The 18636-nt window shown below is 69.8% G+C and carries 19 protein-coding genes; 7 read left to right on the forward strand and 12 right to left on the reverse strand.

Annotated features, from left to right (window positions below):
* A partial coding sequence (locus E3O28_RS16125) for a PxKF domain-containing protein (protein WP_194087718.1) occupies positions 1-1123 on the forward strand: 1123 nt, incomplete at its 5' end.
* A 106-nt stretch (positions 1124-1229) separates the two neighbouring features.
* Here E3O28_RS16125 and E3O28_RS01240 read toward each other — a convergent pair.
* The 4 genes from E3O28_RS01240 to E3O28_RS01255 all read right to left on the reverse strand — a co-directional run bounded on the left by E3O28_RS01240 (position 1230) and on the right by E3O28_RS01255 (position 5679).
* Positions 1230-1904 carry a response regulator transcription factor gene (locus E3O28_RS01240; protein WP_134343221.1) on the reverse strand — a complete coding sequence of 225 codons (675 nt, stop codon included), beginning with the start codon at positions 1902-1904 and terminating at the stop codon, positions 1230-1232.
* Positions 1898-3415 carry an ATP-binding protein gene (locus E3O28_RS01245; protein WP_134415055.1) on the reverse strand — a complete coding sequence of 506 codons (1518 nt, stop codon included), beginning with the start codon at positions 3413-3415 and terminating at the stop codon, positions 1898-1900. Before E3O28_RS01245 ends, E3O28_RS01240 begins: the two co-directional genes overlap by 7 nt.
* A gap of 163 nt (positions 3416-3578) precedes the next feature.
* A complete protein-coding gene (locus E3O28_RS01250) occupies positions 3579-4439 on the reverse strand; it encodes a hypothetical protein (protein ID WP_134415056.1) in 861 nt (286 codons plus the stop codon).
* A 349-nt stretch (positions 4440-4788) separates the two neighbouring features.
* Entirely contained in the window at positions 4789-5679 is an 891-nt protein-coding gene (locus E3O28_RS01255; protein ID WP_174720192.1) for a hypothetical protein, read from the reverse strand.
* 103 nt (positions 5680-5782) lie between these two features.
* On the opposite strand from E3O28_RS01255, the gene E3O28_RS01260 reads away from it, so the two are divergent.
* Positions 5783-6253 (forward strand): universal stress protein, encoded by a 471-nt coding sequence (locus E3O28_RS01260; protein WP_104099266.1) that lies wholly within the window; start codon positions 5783-5785, stop codon positions 6251-6253.
* Positions 6254-6281: 28 nt separating this feature from the next.
* On the opposite strand, the gene E3O28_RS01265 is transcribed toward E3O28_RS01260, so the two are convergent.
* Positions 6282-6509: a PLDc N-terminal domain-containing protein gene (locus E3O28_RS01265; RefSeq protein WP_104099265.1), complete on the reverse strand. Its 228-nt coding sequence runs from the start codon at positions 6507-6509 to the stop codon at positions 6282-6284.
* Between the two features lie 211 nt (positions 6510-6720).
* Here E3O28_RS01265 and E3O28_RS01270 point away from each other — a divergent pair, with 211 nt between their 5' ends.
* Positions 6721-7413 (forward strand): ScbR family autoregulator-binding transcription factor, encoded by a 693-nt coding sequence (locus E3O28_RS01270; RefSeq protein ID WP_134415057.1) that lies wholly within the window; start codon positions 6721-6723, stop codon positions 7411-7413.
* Here the strand turns inward: E3O28_RS01270 and E3O28_RS01275 are convergent.
* Positions 7410-7769 carry a TIGR02611 family protein gene (locus tag E3O28_RS01275; protein ID WP_104099263.1) on the reverse strand — a complete coding sequence of 120 codons (360 nt, stop codon included), beginning with the start codon at positions 7767-7769 and terminating at the stop codon, positions 7410-7412. The two genes, E3O28_RS01270 and E3O28_RS01275, sit on opposite strands and share 4 nt — an antisense overlap.
* Before the next feature lie 175 nt (positions 7770-7944).
* Here E3O28_RS01275 and E3O28_RS01280 point away from each other — a divergent pair, with 175 nt between their 5' ends.
* Both E3O28_RS01280 and E3O28_RS01285 read left to right on the forward strand, forming a co-directional pair.
* Positions 7945-8355, forward strand: a complete 411-nt coding sequence (locus E3O28_RS01280; protein ID WP_104099262.1) for an Hsp20/alpha crystallin family protein — start codon at positions 7945-7947, stop codon at positions 8353-8355.
* Between the two features lie 216 nt (positions 8356-8571).
* Positions 8572-10698 carry a hypothetical protein gene (locus E3O28_RS01285; RefSeq protein WP_134415058.1) on the forward strand — a complete coding sequence of 709 codons (2127 nt, stop codon included), beginning with the start codon at positions 8572-8574 and terminating at the stop codon, positions 10696-10698.
* A gap of 184 nt (positions 10699-10882) precedes the next feature.
* Here E3O28_RS01285 and E3O28_RS01295 read toward each other — a convergent pair whose 3' ends face one another.
* The 3 genes from E3O28_RS01295 to arsB are packed head-to-tail and all read right to left on the reverse strand — an operon-like array spanning position 10883 to position 13248.
* Positions 10883-11557 carry an arsenate reductase ArsC gene (locus tag E3O28_RS01295; protein ID WP_134415059.1) on the reverse strand — a complete coding sequence of 225 codons (675 nt, stop codon included), beginning with the start codon at positions 11555-11557 and terminating at the stop codon, positions 10883-10885.
* A 12-nt stretch (positions 11558-11569) separates the two neighbouring features.
* Positions 11570-11980 (reverse strand): arsenate reductase ArsC, encoded by a 411-nt coding sequence (locus E3O28_RS01300; protein WP_104099282.1) that lies wholly within the window; start codon positions 11978-11980, stop codon positions 11570-11572.
* Between the two features lie 56 nt (positions 11981-12036).
* Positions 12037-13248, reverse strand: coding sequence for an ACR3 family arsenite efflux transporter (arsB, locus tag E3O28_RS01305; protein ID WP_134415060.1), 1212 nt, complete (start codon positions 13246-13248; stop codon positions 12037-12039).
* 180 nt (positions 13249-13428) lie between these two features.
* Here arsB and E3O28_RS01310 point away from each other — a divergent pair, with 180 nt between their 5' ends.
* Both E3O28_RS01310 and E3O28_RS01315 read left to right on the forward strand, forming a co-directional pair.
* Complete coding sequence (locus tag E3O28_RS01310) at positions 13429-13806, forward strand: metalloregulator ArsR/SmtB family transcription factor (RefSeq protein ID WP_233191100.1); 378 nt, start codon at positions 13429-13431, stop codon at positions 13804-13806.
* A 499-nt stretch (positions 13807-14305) separates the two neighbouring features.
* The gene (locus E3O28_RS01315; protein ID WP_241972959.1) at positions 14306-15145 is read left to right on the forward strand and encodes a M23 family metallopeptidase; all 840 of its coding nucleotides are present in this window, start codon (positions 14306-14308) and stop codon (positions 15143-15145) included.
* Positions 15146-15556: 411 nt separating this feature from the next.
* Here the strand turns inward: E3O28_RS01315 and E3O28_RS01320 are convergent, their stop codons facing one another.
* The 3 genes from E3O28_RS01320 to xylB all read right to left on the reverse strand — a co-directional run bounded on the left by E3O28_RS01320 (position 15557) and on the right by xylB (position 18436).
* Positions 15557-15883, reverse strand: coding sequence for a CHY zinc finger protein (locus E3O28_RS01320; RefSeq protein WP_134342265.1), 327 nt, complete (start codon positions 15881-15883; stop codon positions 15557-15559).
* A 119-nt stretch (positions 15884-16002) separates the two neighbouring features.
* Positions 16003-16824, reverse strand: a complete 822-nt coding sequence (locus tag E3O28_RS01325) for a thioredoxin domain-containing protein (protein WP_166784701.1) — start codon at positions 16822-16824, stop codon at positions 16003-16005.
* 187 nt (positions 16825-17011) lie between these two features.
* The gene (xylB, locus tag E3O28_RS01330; protein WP_134415063.1) at positions 17012-18436 is read right to left on the reverse strand and encodes a xylulokinase; all 1425 of its coding nucleotides are present in this window, start codon (positions 18434-18436) and stop codon (positions 17012-17014) included.
* Positions 18437-18636 lie beyond the last annotated feature (200 nt).

Consider the following 18636-nt stretch of genomic DNA (forward strand, 5'->3'; position numbering starts at 1 on the left):
CAACGTGACCGGCACCGCGACGGACAACGCCGGCAACACCGCTGACGCGACCGCAGCGGTGGTCAACATCGACACCGTCGACCCGACCATTTCGTACACTCTCAACCCGGTCGCCCCCGAGGGCAACGACGGCTGGTACACAACGGACGCGGGCGTCATCGTCCACTTCACGTGTGAGGATGTGGGAGGGTCCGGAATCGCCACGTGCCCGGGCGACACAACCCTGCCGGACGGCGCGAACCGGTCGGTGACGGGTACCGTGACCGACAAGGCCGGCAACACGACGACCGTGACGACGACCGGGATCAACATCGACTCCGTCGACCCGACCATCTCGTCCACCCTCGACCCGGCCGCCCCCAACGCCGCCGGCTGGTACGCGGCGGACGTCGTCGTCGGCTTCACCTGCCGTGATGCGGGATCCGGCATCGCCACCTGTGCGGGCGACGTGACCCTGGTCGAGGGGGCGGGCCAGTCAGTGACGGGCGCCGCGACCGACCGGGCCGGCAACACCGCGACCGCGAGCGTGTCGGGGATCGACATCGACACGACCGCACCCACCGTTGCTCTCCTGGGCGGCCCCACCGGTAGTTACCAGTACGGAAGCAACCCGGCCGCGCCCAGCTGTTACGCGACCGACGCCCTGTCCGGAATTGCCTCCTGCGTCGTGACCGGCGGCGGCACCAGAGTCGGGGATCACTCGTACCTGGCGACCGCCACCGACACGGCCGGCAATACGAGCACGTCGAGGGTCGCGTACACGGTGCTGGCCTGGTCCCTGAAGGGCTTCTACGCCCCGGTCGATATGGGAGCCAACGTCTGGAACACGGTGAAGGGCGGCAGCTCCGTCCCGCTGAAGTTCGAGATCTTCTCCGGTGCCGAACTCACCAGCGTCTCGGCCGTCAAGAGCTTCACCGCCACGGCCGTGACCTGCCCGGGTTCGTCCGCGGTGACGGATGCGATCGAACTCACCACCACGGGTGGCACGAGCCTGCGGTATGACTCGACGTCGGGGCAGTTCATCCAGAACTGGCAGACCCCCAAGAAGCCGGGTACCTGCGCCGTGGTCACCATGACCGCCCAGGACGGTTCCACGATCAGTGCCAACTTCATGCTGAAGTAGGCACCGAGCGCAAGCGGAACACGGAAGGCCCCGAGCGGAACTCGGGGCCTTCCGTCCTGCGCCCCCAGACGCGGGAATCGTGCCGGCCGCCGCGGCCCGCCAGGCTCTACGACCGAGGTGAGCCCCGCTCGCCGCGTTCGTCACGGAGCCGCTCGAAAGCGCTCTCGCGGTCCGTGAGGGCGAGCTTGCGGAGCACAGCCGAGACGTGCACCCGCACCGTCGTCGGCGACACGAACAACCGGGCGGCTACCGCCTTGGTGGAGTTTCCCTCCGCAAGCAACTCCATCACCTCCCACTCCCGCGCGCTGAGCTTGCTCGCGGCCACGGAGCGGCGCAGGAAGCGGCGCCGCGCGGGCGCCCGGAACTCGCCGAGCACCCGCAGCATGAGCTCCGGCGCCATGGCCGCCTCGCCCGCCAGAACAGCCCGCAGCGCACCCGGCAGAGCGCCGGGATCGGTATCCTTGAGCAGGTAGCCTGAGGCACCCGCGCGCAGGGAATCGAAGAGGTCGTCGTCGTCCTTCGACATCGTGAGCATCACGATGGGCGTCTCCGGCAGGCTCCGGCCGATCTCCCGGGCGGCGTGGATCCCATTCCCCGGCATGTTGATATCGAGCAGCACCACGTCGGGGCGGTGATCGAGGGCGAGCCGGATCGCATCCGCTGCGCTTGCTCCCTCGCCGCAGATTTCGCAGCCACCGGCCTCGAGGGCCTGGCGGATCAGCGATCGTATCGGGGCATGGTCGTCGGCGATGACGACGCGGATGCCGGTGCCGTCTACCACTGGACCGTCACCACGCTTCCGCCCGCGGGTCGTGCCTCCACGTTGAACGTGCCCGGAAGCGCCCGCGCCCGAGCCTGCATGCTGACCAGGCCGTAACCGGTTGTGTCGGTGCCGGCCGGCACATCGAACCCCACCCCGTCGTCCGCAATCGCGAGGCGCCGACGGCCTCCGGCCTCGCTGAGCCGGATGTGCACCCCCATGGCTTTGCCGTGGTGCACCGCGTTGGACACCGCCTCCCGGGTGATGCGCATCAGCGCGTGTTGCTGCTCCGAATCGACGGTGATGGCCTCATCGAGGTCGACCCGCAGGTCGATTCCGTACCTCGCGGCCAGCTCCGTGGCCGCCCGGTGAACGGTGAAACTCAGCGGCTCATCGCTCGTGCGTCCGAGCGCCTGCACGGCCGCCCGCGCCTCGTCGAGGGCGCGATCACAGGCGTTGACGATACGGATGCCGGATGCGACATCCACGGGAATGGCGTGGCTTTCCGCGCGGATATAGGCGAGCTCCTGAATCACTCCGTCGTGCAGCTCGCGGGCGAGCCGCCGCCGATCATCGAGCACCGCCGCGGTGACCTGCGCCCGCCAGTAGGTCCGGATCTCCCGCGCCGCGCCGACCAGCAGCAGCAGGTAGCAGCCGGTGCGGAGAAGATCCCCGGTGTAGAGCCAGTCCGTGTACAGGGATGGGAAGAGCACGTAGTTCAGGCGGGCGAACGCCCCGAGCGCACAGGCCGGGCCGAGCCAGCGGAGCAGTTCGTCGTCCCGTTTGGCCGACTGTGACGCAAAGGCCACCGAGGCGATGAAGAAACTCACGGCCGCCGCGCCCTGGGCGAGGAGCAGCACGGGATGGCCCGTCAGGAGCGCGTTCTCCGCGGAAACCGGGGCGGAACCCGGGTCGAACGCCACGGGGAGCCGGTCCCGGCCGGTCCAGAGGGCGAGGTAGACCGCGGCCACCAGGGGGAGGGGAACCAGCGCCAGCAGCCGGCGCCGGAGCATCCGTTTCGCGGGTCGCGTGTGCGCCAGGGCAGCGGCCAGGATCAGCAGGGCGCCCACGACCCGGATGGCCAGCGGAAGCCAGATGTCGAGCGTTTCCGCGCGGATTCCGCCGAGCACCTCGGTCAGGTAGGTCAGGCCCAGGCCCGCCGCGGCAAGCAGCACGAGACCCTGGAAGAGCAGCAGATCCTGCAGCCGGCCGTGCCGCAGGAACCGACCGAACACGAGGGACGCCACCAGCAACGCCACGCAGGCGTCGACCGAGTCGAGAACGAGGTGAGCCGAGGGATTGCGGACCCCGAAGACCACGGCGGGGCTCCACAACAGGGCGCTGGTGACGGCCAGCCCGACGAGCCAGGCGGCGATGGTGAGTCGTGAGCGACCCGCCCACGCCCCGAGCGCGTGCACTCGCCGGTCAGGCTCTGCGCCGCGGGAGTCGTCCTGCGGATGCCCGGCCGGGGACAGCGGCGGGGCAGCGAAAACCGCGGGGGAGCGAAAACTTCGGGGTCCTGTGGTGCCCATGAGAATCGCCTTGGGAACGCGTTGCCGGAGCTGTCGGGTCAGCCGCTCGGGTGAGGCGATCCTAGCCGCGCCGCCTCCGGGCGGTCAGTCCCCGAATGGGGGACAAGGCAGACGGATGCCCGAACGCGCACTGCGCGTCCGGGCATCCGTTCTAATGCGGGTGCTAGTTTCCGGCGTGAATGTCCGCGTCGGCACCGGCCCCCGCGTCGGCACGGGCACCGGCGTCAGCCTCGGCAGCCACGTGTGCCTGGACCCGCTCGGCGATCTTCTGGACCACGCTGCCGTAGTCGCCGCTGAGGGCGGATTCTTCGAGCTTCTGCGCGGCGGCCTCCTGCTCGGCGGCGGGCGCGTTCTTCAGCTCGGCCAGGTCGGCCTGCAGGTCGGCCGGCAGGTTGTCGAGGAGCGCGGGGTTGTCCGCCAGCTTGAGGGCCAGTTCCGTCACCGAGGATCCGGCGTCCGCGGTCGGGTCGGTGTCCGCGGTGCCCGGCGCGGTGCCGAGGTCACTGCCCAGGGCGGCCTCCATGGCGGCGGTCAACGGGTGCTCCGGGTTGTCCCGCACGGCCTCGGCGATCTTCGTGATCTCCTCGCCGTAGCCGCCGGCCAGCGCGGTGGTGCGCACGGTGTCGACGGCGGCGGCCCGGTCGGTCGCCCCGGAGGCGTCCGTGAGCGCGGTCAGGTCATCCTGCAGGTTCGCCGGCAGGGTGTCGAACAGCTCGGCGTGCTCGGAGAGGGTGGTGGCCACCTTCTGGGCCTTCACATTGCCGCTCTGCCCGTGGGAAAGGTCTGCGCGAAGTTCGGCCGAAAGCGACGCCAGGAATTCGCCGTTCGCCGTGGCGCCGGCATCCCCGCGCGTGCCGGCACTCGAGCTGAAACTCGTTGTGGGCTCGGCGCTCTGAGGGGCGGCGGTGGCGCCCTGCGCGCCGACGCCGAGAAGGGCTCCGGCGGTCAGCACGGAGGCGGCGCCGAGGGCGACGCGCTTGGTGCGGGAGGTGTCGGCTGCCGGGGAGATCGTGTGCTTGTTCAAAGTGGATCCTTTCGATTGCGGCGGCCGGTCGGCGAAAAACCCGATCGACCGTTCGTAGTCATCGGAGGAGTTTAGGTACCGGGAGTGGGGGGCCGGTCCGTGCGGGCTGGGAATCGGGTTGGCTGCCCAGCTGTTCCGGTCGGGTGTGTCACCGGGCCCCGTCACCGTCCGGTGCGCGCACATTCGGGCCAGGAATACCGCCTGATCAGGGATTGAGAGTGCCAGGTCACGGGTGTTCGCCCGGCCGGGCGACCGGACCCGGCGGAGCCCCAGGACCTCGGGGCGATTACGCTCTGCGCGGAGAAACCGGCGGAGAAACCAGCGCGGAAACGCGAACCGTCGGGACCGCTCAGGGCGTCGGCAACAGCCCGTGCTTGCGGCAGGGCTGGCCGCCGACGAGGTTCAGGCACGAGTTGAACGCCGTGGGATAGCCCACGGCCTCCGACGCCCCGAACCACTGGTTGTAGAACCGCCAGAAGTTCAGGTTGCCGTGCGTCGAGCATCCGTCGCCGTCGGTGCCCGGGCGTGCCAGCGCGGCGGAATTGGGCTGGTACGGCGTGTAGTTGTAGAGGTTCGCGGTGGCCTGGTTCTCGATGGTGACGGAGGACACCCCGCAACTCGCATCCGGATTGAAGCCCACGCGCACGGTTCCGATCTTGTAGGCGCGCTCGGGCTCCTGGGTGTACTGCCGGAACTGCCAGGCGGCACGGTAGACCTGGTTGAAGAAGCCGAAGTACGCCGTGTCGCAGTCGGCCGTGTCGGGGCAGCCGTAGCCGGTGGCGCGCAGATAACCGGATGCGCTCGGCCGGGTAAGCAGGGACTGCTCCTTCTGCAGCAGCACGAGCAGCACCTTCGGGCTGATGGAGCAGGCCGCGGACACCTTCGCGATGATGCGGGCGGCCGACTCGTTGCGGCCCCCGGGGTAGGCGGTGCAGTGCCCCTCGCCGTGGGCCGGCTGGGAGATCGTGTTCTCCTCGTAGTCGGCCAGGCACGGTGAGCCGTCACGGGGGATGCAGGAGCGCTCCCCCAGGAACGACTGGATCTCGCCCTCGTTCAGGGAGTCGGCGTTGTAGAAGTTGTAGTCGCTGATGATCGCACCGGGGGCGAAACCGGTAGGCGCGGCTGCTTCGTCGGTGGTGTGCACCGACGCGGCCAGCGCCAGACCAGCGCCCAGCACGGCCAGAGTGACGACCATCGCCAGTGCGGTCTGTCGTCGACGCGGCGTGCCCAGGTACGTCATAGGGGAGACCTTACCGGGGCACTGCGGGAAGGGGCTGGGAGCAGGCGGCCGACACGCAGCAGCGCGCGCGTCGCGACCCGGGCCCCCGGAGTAGCTTGGGGTCATGCCTGACACACAGCCAGAACAGACTCCCGTTTCCAGCGACAGCATCGTCGTCGGACACGACGGATCGGGTCACGCCGATCACGCCGTGACCGTGGCGCTCGACCTCGCCGAGCAGCTGCACGCACCGGTCGTGCTGGTGCGCGCGTGGTCCATCGACACGGCGCCGCGCCCGGCCAACTGGGAATTCGGCTATGTCGCGTCGATCGAGGACTATGCCGACGCGGTGCGCATTGAGCTCGGCGAGGCCGTGATGGCCGAGGTGGCCAAGCACCCCGACGTGAAGGTCACCTACCGGGCTGTCTACGCCAGTCCGTTGAAGTCCCTGATCGACGTGTCCCGAGGCGCACGGATGCTCGTGGTCGGCTCCCGCGGCCGCGGCGGCCTCAGCGGCATGCTGCTGGGTTCCGTGAGCGAACAGTGCGTGCGGCACGCCAAGTGCCCGGTGCTGGTCGTGCGCCCGAACACCTGAGCCGACCGCCGGCGGCGGTCGGCTCCAGTCAGCTCTGGTCGGCGTCGATCCGGTTGCCGACCGCGAACCAGGCGACCGCCCCGAAGACCGGCGCGCAGACGACGGCCAGCACCCAGCTCGCCCGCGCCGCCTGCCGCAGGTGGATGGCCCGGCTGATCTGTGTCAGGGCGGCGGCGATCAGCGCCGCGCTGCCCAGAACGGCGAGGCCGCCGAGTCCGAGTGCTGCCATCTGCACCATGCCTGCACTATCGATCATTACGACCTCCCCTGTTGAACCCCCTGAGACGCCCGTTTTCCCCAGTCACAGCGTCCCGTGCCTAAACCATACCAAACGGTATCTTCTGTGGGGTCGATTGAGGCAGATTGGTGCCGATTGAGGCAGAGACGATACAACGGATGCGCGGGGCCGTGTGCGACCCCGGTTCGGGCAGTCGCTACGCTGGAAACCGGAATAACCGAGGAGTGGAATGGCGCAGCAACAACGGGCGATCGGAACGCGGGCCGCGATCATCCGAGGTGCGGCGGTCGCCTTCCGGGAGCACGGGTACGGCAGCACGACTCTGGCCGGACTGGAAGTCGCCGCCGGAGTGAGCAAGGGCGCACTCTATTTTCATTTCGCGTCCAAGGAGGCGCTCGCGCTCGCCGTGATCGAGGCGCAGCACGAGGCCTCGATCGGCTTGGGCCAGAGGCTGCTGGACGGCACGGTGCCCGGGTTGCAAGCCCTCATCCTGATGACTTTTGAGCTGGCGGCGCAGGTGCGGGACGAGCCGGTGGTGAGTGCCGGCATCCGTCTCACCATGGAGGCCTCCAATTTCTCGGTGCCGGTGGTCGGTCCGTTCCATGACTGGATCGATGTCTGCGGGAAGGTGCTGCGACGCGCGATCGATGAAGGCGACGTTTCGGCCGATCTGAATGTAGAGGCCGCCGCGCACTTCATCAGCCCCGCCTTCACGGGCGTGCAGACCGTCTCCCAGGTGCTCACCGGGCGGGCGGACCTCTTCCAGCGGGTGGAGGAGATGTGGGCGCTGCTGCTGCCGGGCCTGCTCCCGGCCGGGCTTCCGGACGAGCGGCGGGCGAATCTGACCGCCCTGCCGGCCCAGGTACGGGCGAGCTGCGCCGCGGGCCCGGGCGCTGCGGGCGGGGTGGCGGATCGGGCCTAGGACCCAGCCGAAGCGCTCGACCCTCCGGCGGACGCGCGCGCCCGGCGGGAGCGCCACCACGCCCAGACCGTAGTCAGGATGCGCTTGAGGGCCACCGCGATGCGGTGCGCGGTGGGGAATTCCGTGCCCAGGATCGCGATTCCGAGGAAGACGACCAGCCAGCCGGGCCCCGGCAGGGGCACCAGGAGGAGCCCGATGACGGCCACCGTGGAGCCGAGCACGCCGACCACAGTGCGGTAGAGCCAGCGCAGCCGCGGATGCTGGTCCACCCAGGCGCGGCTCCGGCGCAGGAAGCGCCGGATCGGGTGCGCGGAAGTGCGTTCGCTGGCGATATCGCGCTGCAGGATGACGGTCATTCGCTCAGGTTAAGCGGGGTCGCTGGGAACCTGCTGCGCGGGCATCCGTCGCCGCTGTCGCCCCCATCGCCGCGGCGTGGCACGGGCCTCGGGGGTACTGTGTGTGGCATCTGGAGCAACATCCGGGTGACCACATCCAAGTGACTACATTCGGGCAACACGGAGGAGACGAATCATGGCTGCACTTGCAAAACGCGAGCGTTTCGAAATGCCGGAGCCGGTGCGGCGCTTTTTCGAGGGCGACTGGGACACTCCGGCCCTGCGGGTGGAGGAATTCCGCGACGGCGGCAGCCTGGTTGTGAGGGCGGAATTGCCTGGAATCGACCCGGAAAGAGATGTCGATGTGTCGGTCAGCGACGGCGTGCTGCACATCCAGGCCGAGCGGCAGGAAAAGACCGAGCACAAGGACAAGGACGGTTACCGGACCGAGTTCCGGTACGGCTCGTTCACGCGCGACATTGCGCTGCCCCGCGGAGCCAAGGAAGAGGATGTGACGGCGTCCTACCGGGACGGCGTGCTCGAGGTGCGCGTGCCGGTGCCCGAGGGTGCCGAGGAGCCGAAGAAGGTGCCGATCGCGCGAAGCTGAGCCGGTCGGGCGCCCGCGCGCTCGGCGGGAGTCGCCGATTGTGCCGAGAGTCCCCGTTGCACGGGCGATTCTCGGCACACGAGGCGACTCTCGACGATGCGGGGACCCTCCAGCCCCGAATGGGGGACGCAATGCGCCACTTCTCTTGACTCGCGTCGCCTTAACCGGTTTAGTTAGCTGTACCAAACCGGTTCAGGCTGAACCAGGAGAGAAGAAATGACGTACAACGCTGTTCGCTCACAGTCCCCCCGCCCGCGATCTCTGAAAGCCGTGGCCCTCACCGCCGCGGTCTCGCTGCTCCTGCTCGGAGCCGGCACCGCCGCGGCCGCCGCGGCACCGCCATCCGGTGCAGCCGGCGCATCCGGTGCACCGGCCGGAGTCGTCGCCACCCGGCCCGCCGCCGCGGCGTCCGCGCCGCTGACCAACCTGTCCCACCTCACGTTCCTGCTCGACACCGTGCCGCTGGCCACGGTGGAGGGGCACACCACCTACGAAATCGACGCGCAGCCCACCGCCCAGGCGCCGTGGACCTACGCCGATAAGCAGGCCGACGGCAGTTACGGCAGGGTCGGCGGCGGGTCGCTCGACCCCTCGACCGGGCACTGGAGCCAGGGCGCATACAACGCCGACGACATCGCCCGCACCGCGGTCGTCTACTTACGCCACTGGCAGCAGACCGGTGACGAGACCAGCCGCGAGCACGCCGTGCAGACGCTGCGCTCCCTCACCTACCTGCAGACCACGACCGGTCCGAACGCCGGAAACGTCGTGCTCTGGCAGCAGCCCGACGGCACCCTCACCCCCAGCGCCAGCCCGGTGGAACTGCCCGACCCGAGCGACTCGGCCGAGTCCTACTGGGTGGCCCGCGCCGTCTGGGCCCTCGGCGAGGGCTTCGCCGCCTTCCAGGATGCCGACCCCGAGTTTGCCGCGTTCCTGCAGGACCGCCTGCGCCTGTCGCTCGACTCCCTCGAGCGCCAGTCGCTCGGCAAGTACGGCACCTTCGATGTGGCCGACGGCGTCAACGTGCCGGCCTGGCTCATCGCGGGCGGGGCGGATGCCTCCGCCGAGGCCGCGCTCGGCCTCGCCGCCTACGTCACGGCCGTCCCGGACGACGACACCGCCCGCACCGCGCTGACCCGGCTCACCGAGGGGGTCGCCGGGATGTCCTCCGGCTCCGCCACCGAGTGGCCGTTCGGCGCGATCATGCCGTGGAACAAGTCGCAGACCCTGTGGCACGCCTGGGGCGGACTGGCCCCGGCTGCCATCGCCACCGCGTCCACGGCGCTCGGACGCACGGACTTGCTCGGCGCCGCCGTGCAGGATGCTGCCCGCTTCACCCCTCAGCTGTTGGCCGCCGGCGGACCGGACAACGCCTGGAGCCCCACCCCGGGTGAGGCGCAGATCGCCTACGGCGTCGACTCTCGCGTGCAGGGGCTCGTCACCACCGCCGCGGCCGCGAACGCCCCGGGGCTGCTCGACCTCGCCGCAGTGACCGCCGCCTGGTTCTTCGGCGCCAACCCGAACGGCGCTCCGGCCTACAACCCGGCAACCGGTACGGCCATCGACGGCATCGAAACCGACGGCCGGATCAACCCCAATTCGGGTGCCGAATCCACCATCCATGCCCTGATGACCATGCTCACCCTGGACGCGAATCCGTCGCTGAAGGTCAAGGCCCTCGGCATCGACGAAACCGTCTCCACCGTCGGGCTCAGTGTCGTCGAGGCCGAGTCCGGCACCATCACGGGCGGCGGGTCAGTGGTCACGCCGCCGTCGTCCTGGACCGGCGAGGCCAACCTCTCCGGCGGCGCCTACGTGGCGCTGGGCGCGGGCGACTCGCTGAGCATCCCGGTTCCCGCTGCCGACCAGGCTCGCAATGTCTTCCCGATCGTGAATCAGGCCGAGGCGGACTCCGGGGCCACAACCTGGGCGTCGGCGACGTCGACGCTGGGCAGCACGAGCAACGGCGGCGCGGGTGCTCAGGGCATCACGGATGCCCCCGGACGCCTGTTCCCGCTCACGCTCGAGCTGGCTCTGCCGGGGGCGGACACCGCGGTCGTCGGCATGGCCGACGGGGCGGCATCCGTTGACGCGCTGCTGATCCAGCCGCTGATCTCGACGATCACGGTGACCGGGTCGGCGGGGGAGTCCACGATGTACGTCAGCGCGGCGACCGAGACCAGCGTGCGCACGGTCGGCGTGCCACGTGGCTACCGGCTGGCGCAGGAGGCGTTCGATGCGACCGGCCAGCTCGTCGCATCCGTCGACAAGAAGGCGCCGAAGAAGGGAACCGTGACGGTCGCCGCCGGCGGGTTCACGGTGGCGAAGCTGGTGCGCAAGTAGGGGCCGGCGCCCTCGGGCGTGCCTGCGCGCGCCCGTGCCCGCGCGACGAGAGTCGCCGTTGATGCCGAGAGTCCCCGTTGCAGGGGCGACTGTCGGCAAAAACGGCGACTCTCGGCGGTGGCGGTGGCGGTGGCGGTGGCGGTGGTGGTGGTGGGGTGGCAGGGGCAGGTGGCAGGGGCAGGGGCTAGGGGAGCGGCAGTGGCTCGGGGTCGACACCGAGGGTCGTGAGCATGGCCTCGACCTGATGCCGGATCTGGTCCCGGATGCGACGCACCTCTGGGGTCGGCTGATCGGCCGGGTCGGCCAGCTTCCAGTCCTGGTAGAGCTTGCCCGGATAGACCGGGCAGGCGTCGCCGCAGCCCATGGTGACGACGACGTCGGCGGCCTGCACGACGTCATCCGTCAGCGGTTTCGGGAACTCCTCGTCCAGGTTGAGGCCGAGTTCGGTCATCACCGCCATCACCGTGGGGTTCAGTCCCTTTGCCGGCGCTGAACCGGCCGAACGCACGTGCACCCGACCGCCAGACAGGGCCTGGGTCATCACCGCCGCCATCTGGGACCGCCCCGCGTTCTGCTCGCAGACGAACAGGACCTCGGGGACGTCCTTCGCGATCGCGCCCTTTGCCTGGGCCAGAGCGGTCAGGCGGTCGGTGGCGTAGCGCCCCGTGTTGGTCACGAGGAACGCCGTGACCGTCGACGTGCGCAGGAGCGACGTGTACGACTCGAGCACGTACCGTTCGATCGTTTCGGCGCCGAACACGCCCGAGAACCGGTCGGTGAGGTGCGCGGCCAGCCGTCGCAACGACTCCTCGGAGAAGGCTAGTCCGGGCAGTGACCGACGCGCGCTCAGATCGCTCATGGCGGGTCGGACCTAGACCTGGGCGGGGAGGATTTCGGCGAGCAGGCCCTGGATGCGGGCCTTGATCTCGTCGCGGATCGGACGCACGGACTCGATGCCCTGGCCGGCCGGGTCGGCGAGTTCCCAGTCCTCGTAGCGCTTGCCGGGGAAGATCGGGCAGGTGTCGCCGCAGCCCATGGTGATGACGACGTCCGACTCCTTCACGGCCTCGGTGGTGAGGACCTTCGGCACATTGTTGGCGATGTCGATGCCTTCCTCGGCCATGGCCTCGATCGCGACGGGGTTGATCTGGTCCTTGGGCGCGGAGCCGGCAGAGAGCACCTCGACACGGCCCTCGGACAGGGCGGTCATGTAGCCGGCGGCCATCTGAGAGCGGCCCGCGTTGTGCACACAGACGAAGAGAACGGTGGGCTTAGCGGTCATGATCGGTGGTTCCTTCTTGATTTTCGGGGGGTGGACGGCGGGGCGGTGTACAGAGATCAGACCCGGTCGGGAAGCGGGTCGGCGGTGACGTCGGTGACGGCGGTGACGTCGGTGTCGGTTACGGCGGTGTCGGCTGCGGCGGATGCCTGCGCCGCGGCCCCTGAGAACAGCCGCGGCCGCAGCCACAGCGCCACATAGACGAGGGCGACGAGCGCCGGCACCTCGATCAAGGGGCCCACGATGCCCGCCAGGGCCTGGCCGCTGGTGGCGCCGAAGGTGCCGATGGCCACCGCGATCGCCAGCTCGAAGTTGTTGCCCGCGGCGGTGAACGCCAAGGTCGTGGTGCGCTCGTAGGAGAGCCCGGTGAGCTTGCCGGTGGCGAATCCGGCGGCGAACATGACAGCGAAGTAGACCAGCAGCGGCAGGGCGATCAGGGCCACGTCGAACGGGCGGTCGATCACCTGGCGGCCCTGCAGGGCGAAGAGCAGCGCGATCGTGAACAGCAGCCCGTAGAGGGCGAACGGGCTGATTTTCGGCAGGAACCGGCTCTCGTACCAGTCGCGGCCGCGGGTGGCCTCGCCGACCCGGCGGGACAGGTAGCCGGCCAGCAGGGGAATGCCGAGGAAGACGAGCACGCTGACGGTGATCGCCCAGATCGAGAACTCCGCGCTCGTGGTAGACAGGCCGAGCCAGGCGGGGAGCACCTGGAGGTAGAACCAGCCCAGCGCGGCGAACGCGATGACCTGGAAGACGGAGTTGAGGGCCACCAGGAAGGCGGCGGCCTCGCGGTCGCCGCAGGCCAGATCGTTCCAGATCAGCACCATGGCGATGCAGCGGGCAAGGCCCACGATAATGAGGCCGGTGCGGTATTCGGGCAGGTCCGGCAGGAAGATCCAGGCAAGGGCGAACATCAGGGCGGGCCCCAGCAGCCAGTTCAGCACCAGCGAGGAGACCAGGAGGCGGCGGTCGCGGGCGACTGCGCGGGCATCCGCGTAGCGAACCTTGGCCAGCACCGGGTACATCATCACGAGCAGCCCGATCGCGATGGGCACGCTGACCGAGCCGATCGTGAACGCAGCGAGCAGGTCGCCGACGCCGGGTGCGACGACCGCCAGTAGCAGGCCCAGGGCCATTGCCGCGAGGATCCAGACCGGCAGGAGACGGTCGACGGCCCCGAGCCGCGCCGGGGCGATGGCGTTTTGCGCGGCAGCCGGCTGCACGTTGGGCGCGGCGGTGGGGCGGGAGGTGGTCGATTCGGGGAAGGGCATGTGGCTCCGTGAGCAGGTAAGACAAAAATCGGCGGGTGGGACATAAAATCAGAGGTGTCGATAGGGAGTCTTCCCCAATGCATCGATGGATGTCAATTTATGGGAGATACTGTTCAGATGTCGTTCACCGAGACCCGTGCCGTGCCTGAGGCGTCGACCGCTGCGGTCGCCGTGGATCTCGTGACGGATGGCGCGGTTGCTTCGGATGTCGCAGATGGCACGACGGATGCCGCTGGCGCGGCCGCTGCCTGCTGCGCCCCTGCCGCGCGCGAAGCGATCGGCGCCGATGAGGCGGAGCGGCTCGCCCGGTTGCTGAAGGCCGTGGCCGACCCGGCCCGATTGCGTCTGGTCTCGCTGGTGGCCGCGCACGACGATATGGAGGCCTGCGTCTGCGACCTCACCGAACCCCTCGGGCTCAGTCAGCCCACCGTGTCACACCACCTCAAAGTGCTGGTGGATGCCGGTATCCTGACCCGCGACAAGCGTGGCACCTGGGCGTACTACCGGCTCGTGCCGGGCGCGCTCGGCACGCTGGCGGATCGGGTGCTCGGGCTCTGAATTTGTGGCTCTGCGTTTGTGGCTCTGCGTTTGTGGCTCTGCGTTTGTGGCTCTGCGGGTGCTGCTCTGCGGTTGCGGAGCAGAGTTTGCGGCTCCGAGGTTGCTGTGCTGAGTTTGCGGTGCTGCGCGTGCGGGCTAGGCTGAGTGGTTGAGCTTTCGGGCGATCGCGCGTGGCGTCGATCCTGGGCCGCCGGCCGGAACATCCGTGACCGAACTGCGCAAGCCCATTGCTTTATCAGGATACCGAGATATCCTCAATACTTGTGCGCGAAGCCCCACGTCGTGCGGCGCACTTGGACACTTCCTCCGAGGGAGCGTCGTTCCCCGTGGGACTGCTCTGCGCTGTGAGCGCATTCTCCGTCTGAGTGAGGTTCCGGCCCCCCTCACCCGAACCGCGTAACCGCGCCGACGAGAGCTCTCACCATGCCCATTTTTCTCCTGTTCCCTGCCCGCCGCGTTTCGGCGGAAGGTGCCTATGCAGACGCCTAGGCTCAACAGGTTGCCCAGGCTCACCAGATTCACCCTGATCCCGCGTCAGGCCGCCGCCGGCGGATTCGCGATGCTTTTCGCCGGACTGCTCACGGTGGTCCTCGGCATTCCCGCACAGGCCTCGGAACTCGATGTCTACGGCTGGCTGCCGCCGGCCGCCGTGGAAGATTCGGTGCGGGCCTTCGCGGATGGCTCAGCGCATGCCGCCGAGTCCGATCCCGCCGCGCGTGCTGCCGCCGCCCCTGATGCCTCCGCCGCCGAAGCGTCGCTACAGAGCCTGATGCCGAGTGCGGCGGCCACCGCCACCGTGCAGCGCGACGGTTTCACGGTCACTGATGCGCCGAAGCCCGAACCCATACCTGCCGCCACTGCTGCGGTTCCGAGTGCCGACGATGCGGCCGCTCCGGCCGCCGCTGGTGCAGCCGTGCAGTGGCCCTTCCCGGGCTCGGTTCGCCTCTCCGATCCCTATGGTGCGCGCGATGCACCCTGCGGGGGCTGCTCGACGTTCCATAAGGGGCTCGATATGCTTCCCGGCGAGGGTGCACCTGCCCAGGCGGTTGCGGACGGCGTCGTGCGTGAAGTCTCCGCCACGGACAACGGCGGCTTCGGCGTCTACGCGATCGTCGACCACACCGTCGATGGACAGCTCGTCAGCAGCGTCTATGCGCACTTCCAGGCCGGCTCGCTGCAGGTCTCCGCGGGACAGTCCGTGGGCGTGGGCACGCACCTGGGCAACGTGGGCAGCACCGGCGAGAGCACCGGCCCGCACCTGCATTTCGAGATCCTGATCGACGGGATCACCCCGACGGATCCGTACGCCTGGCTGTCGGAGCGCGCCGGCCCGATGTAGTCGCGAGGGGCGCGCAAGTTCCTCGGAATGCTCGGGTTGCGCCGGTTGCGCGGTTCGCGCGGTCTGCGCGGGGGTCGCTGCGTGCCGGCTGGAGCCCGTGCGGGGGTGGAAGGCCTGGCTCAGGCCGGCCAGTGCCCGGCTCAGGCCGGCTAGTGCCCGGCTCAGGCCGCCTCGCCGGTTCAGTTCTGCGGCATTGTCCTGCTTGGCCCGCAGTATCCGCCCTGAACGAATTCGACGGAGATTTTGCCGATTCACCCCCGAAATCGTCGAAACCGGCCTTCGGGGAGCAAAATCTCCGTCGAATTGGTTCCCACCCGGGATCCTGGGTGCCGAAGTGGGTGGCGGTAGCGGTGGCGGTGGCGGTTGCGATGGTGGGGGTTGCCGTGGGTTGTGGGCTCGTGCGGCAGCGGCTCAGGCCGGCGTTGCCGGGAGGTCGAAGTAGAGATGGGCGTGAGCGCGGCATCCGTCGTTGAAGGCGGCGCCGCACGCAGGGCACGCGGTAGTTGCCCGGTAGTCGGCGATCGAGAGTGTGCCGCGGCAGACTCCGCAGAGGATGGCGTGCTCGGCCCAGAGGTCGGCCGGCCAGAGCCGGGCGACATGGGTTTCACCGGCGGAGTGGCACTGGTAGCACGGGTAGAAGCGCCCGCAGCAGAAGAATCTGATCGCCACGACGTCGAGCGCGGAACGGTAGTGCACGCAGCGGGTCTGGGCGTCGACGGTCTGTCCGTGGATCTGCATGGTGGTCCTTCGTGCGAGAGACGATCGCGACTGCACGTGGGGGCGGGGCGGCGCCGGGGGTGAGGCCGGGGCGTCGGGAGTGAGGCTGGGGCACCTCGCGGTGCCCCGAACCCCAGGCGCTACTCGGCGGTGGCCTGCGCTGTGACGAAGGCCTCGAAGGCGGCCGGGTCGTCGAGGGCGCCGGGGTAGGAGACGCCGTTGACGAGCACGGTGGGCGTGCCCTTGACCTGCTCGATGTCGGCGTTGGGGAGAGGGCCGTCGAGGGCGCGTTTAGTGGCGGTGCCGACCCAGGCGGCGAAGGTGTTCTCCGTGATGCAGGTGGCGACCTTCTCGTCGGTGACGCCCGCACTCGTGGCCAGGCTGACCAGGTCTTCGTCGGTCAGGCCCTCGGTGTTCTCCGCGGGCTGGTTCGCGAACAGGGCCGCGTTCAGGGCGAGCACGTTCTCGGGCTCATAGTTGGCGACGCACGCGACGGCGGCCGCGGCGCGGGTCGGGTACTTGCTACCGGCCGAAACCGGATCGAGGATTGAGATCGGGTGCAGCTCGAGCGTGGCGGTGCCCGCGGCGACCCAGCCGGCGATCTGCTCGCCGTTCGTGGTTTCGAACTGGCCGCAGAAGGGGCAGAGATAGTCCGCGTAGACCACGATGTTGGCGGTGTCGCCGAGGGTTGTCGGGTCGGTTGCGATGGGGTTCTCGTCGGCGGCCACGGAGACGGTCTCGACCGGGACGATGTTGGTGCCGTCGCCGCCGAGCAGCACGCCGTCGCTGGCCATGTTGAGCGGGCCCGGCGCCGCAGGTCCCTGGCTGCCGACCACGACGAGGGCCACGACCACGGCAGCCGCGATCAGGCCGGCGCCGATGCCGCCGCGCAGAAGCCAGCGGTTGCGCTTCTCCTTTTTCTGCTGCTCCTCGCGGAGCTGGCGGGCGCTTTCACGCGCCATCTCGCGGCGATCCTTCTTGGGGGGGACAGGTTTGCCGTAGACATTACTCATGAACTAATGCACCGTTTCGTTGCGACTGGCAGGTAGCTCCAAGGTTAGAGGGTCCGTCTCCGGGGGAGGTGCAGCGGGGCTGTGAGGGGGCTGTGAGCGCTGAGCCCCAGCTTCGGGCGCCGTGGGCGGAGCCGGCTCAGGCCTGGGCGCGGTGGACTTCGTACTGGGCCCGGATGAGCGGGCGGCAGTCCGGTTCCGGCGCGGCGGCGAGGGATATCGGCCAAACCGGGCGGCTGCCGGTCAGCGCCCACGCGGCCTGGACGGCGGCGCCGTCGGCAACGTACTCGCCCGGGGTCGGAACCACGACCGGGCAGTCGAAGACCTGCGCCGCGATGGCCGCGACGACCGGGCTCTGCGCGGCGCCGCCGATCAGCAGCACCCGGTCGGCCACCACCCCCTGCGCCCGTACGGCGTCGAGGCCATCGGCGAGGCCGCAGAGCATCCCCTCGATGGCTGCGCGTGCGAGGTTGGGCCGGGTGCTCGAGGTGAGGGTGAGTCCGAAGAGGCTGGCCGTCGCGTCCGGCAGGTTGGGCGTGCGTTCGCCTTCGAAGTAGGGCTGGAGGACGAGCCCTTGGGCGCCGGGTTCCGCGCTGAGCGCGAGGCTCCCGAGCTCGTCGTGCTCAACCCCGAGGAGCAGCCGCACCGCGTCGAGCACCCGGGCGGCGTTGAGCGTGGCCACGAGAGGCAGGGACAGTCCGCTGGCGTCGGCGAAGCCGGCGACGGTGCCCGTGGCATCCGTCGTCGGCTGATTGGTGACGGCGAAGACCGTGCCGCTGGTGCCGATGGAGACGATGACGTCCCCGTCGCCCGCGCCGAGTCCCAGTGCGGCGCCGGCGTTGTCGCCCGCGCCGACGCCGATCACGACTCCCGCTGGGAACGAATCCGACAGAGGGGCCGTGGTGCCGGCGGTGTCGCCGGGACCGAGTACGCGGGGGAGGATGGCGCGGTGCCCGAGGGCGCGTTCGAAGAGGTCGAGGTCGTAGGTGCCCGTGGTGGGTGACCAGTAGCCGGTCCCGCTCGCGTCGGAACGGTCGGTGGTCAGCTCGTCCAGTTGCGGCCCGAGGGGGCTCGCGTCGGCCGGGCCGTAGCCGCGCAGCCGCCAGGTGAGCCAGTCGTGGGGGAGGGCGACCGCGGCGACGCGGGCGGCGTTGAGCGGTTCGGCGTCGCGGAGCCAGCGCAGCTTCGTGGCGGTGAACGAGGCCACCGGCACGAGGCCCGTGCGCCGGGCGTACTCGTCGGCGCCGATCTCGGCGATCAGGTCGGACGCGGCACCGGCGCTGCGGGTGTCGTTCCAGAGCAGTGCCGGGCGGATCACGCGGCCTTCGGCGTCGAGCGCGACCATGCCGTGCTGCTGGGCGGCGACGGAGATCGCGGCGACATTCGCGAGCCCGCCGGCGTCGGCGAGGGCGGCGAGCAGCGCCTCCCACCAGCGCTCGGGGTCGACCTCGGTGCTGTTCGGATGCGACGCACGACCGCTGCGCACCAGGGCGCCGGTGTCGGCATCCCTGATCACGATCTTGCAGCTCTGGGTCGAGGAATCTATTCCGGCAACCAGTGTCATGGCTTCATTCTCCGCTCGGGGGTCGTGCGTCGTGGGGCATGGGTCGTGGAGATTGGGCGTGGAGATTGGGCGTGAGGAGGGGGTGCGACGAGGGGGTGCGACGAGGAGGTGCGACGAGTGGGCAACTCAGGAGAAACGGATGCCGCGGGCCTGGGTACCGCGGGCACGGTGCGGGATCCGCGGGCCCGGCCGCCGCATCC

This window comes from Cryobacterium sp. TMT2-14 (assembly GCF_004402465.1).
Taxonomy (GTDB): Bacteria; Actinomycetota; Actinomycetes; order Actinomycetales; family Microbacteriaceae; genus Cryobacterium; species Cryobacterium sandaracinum.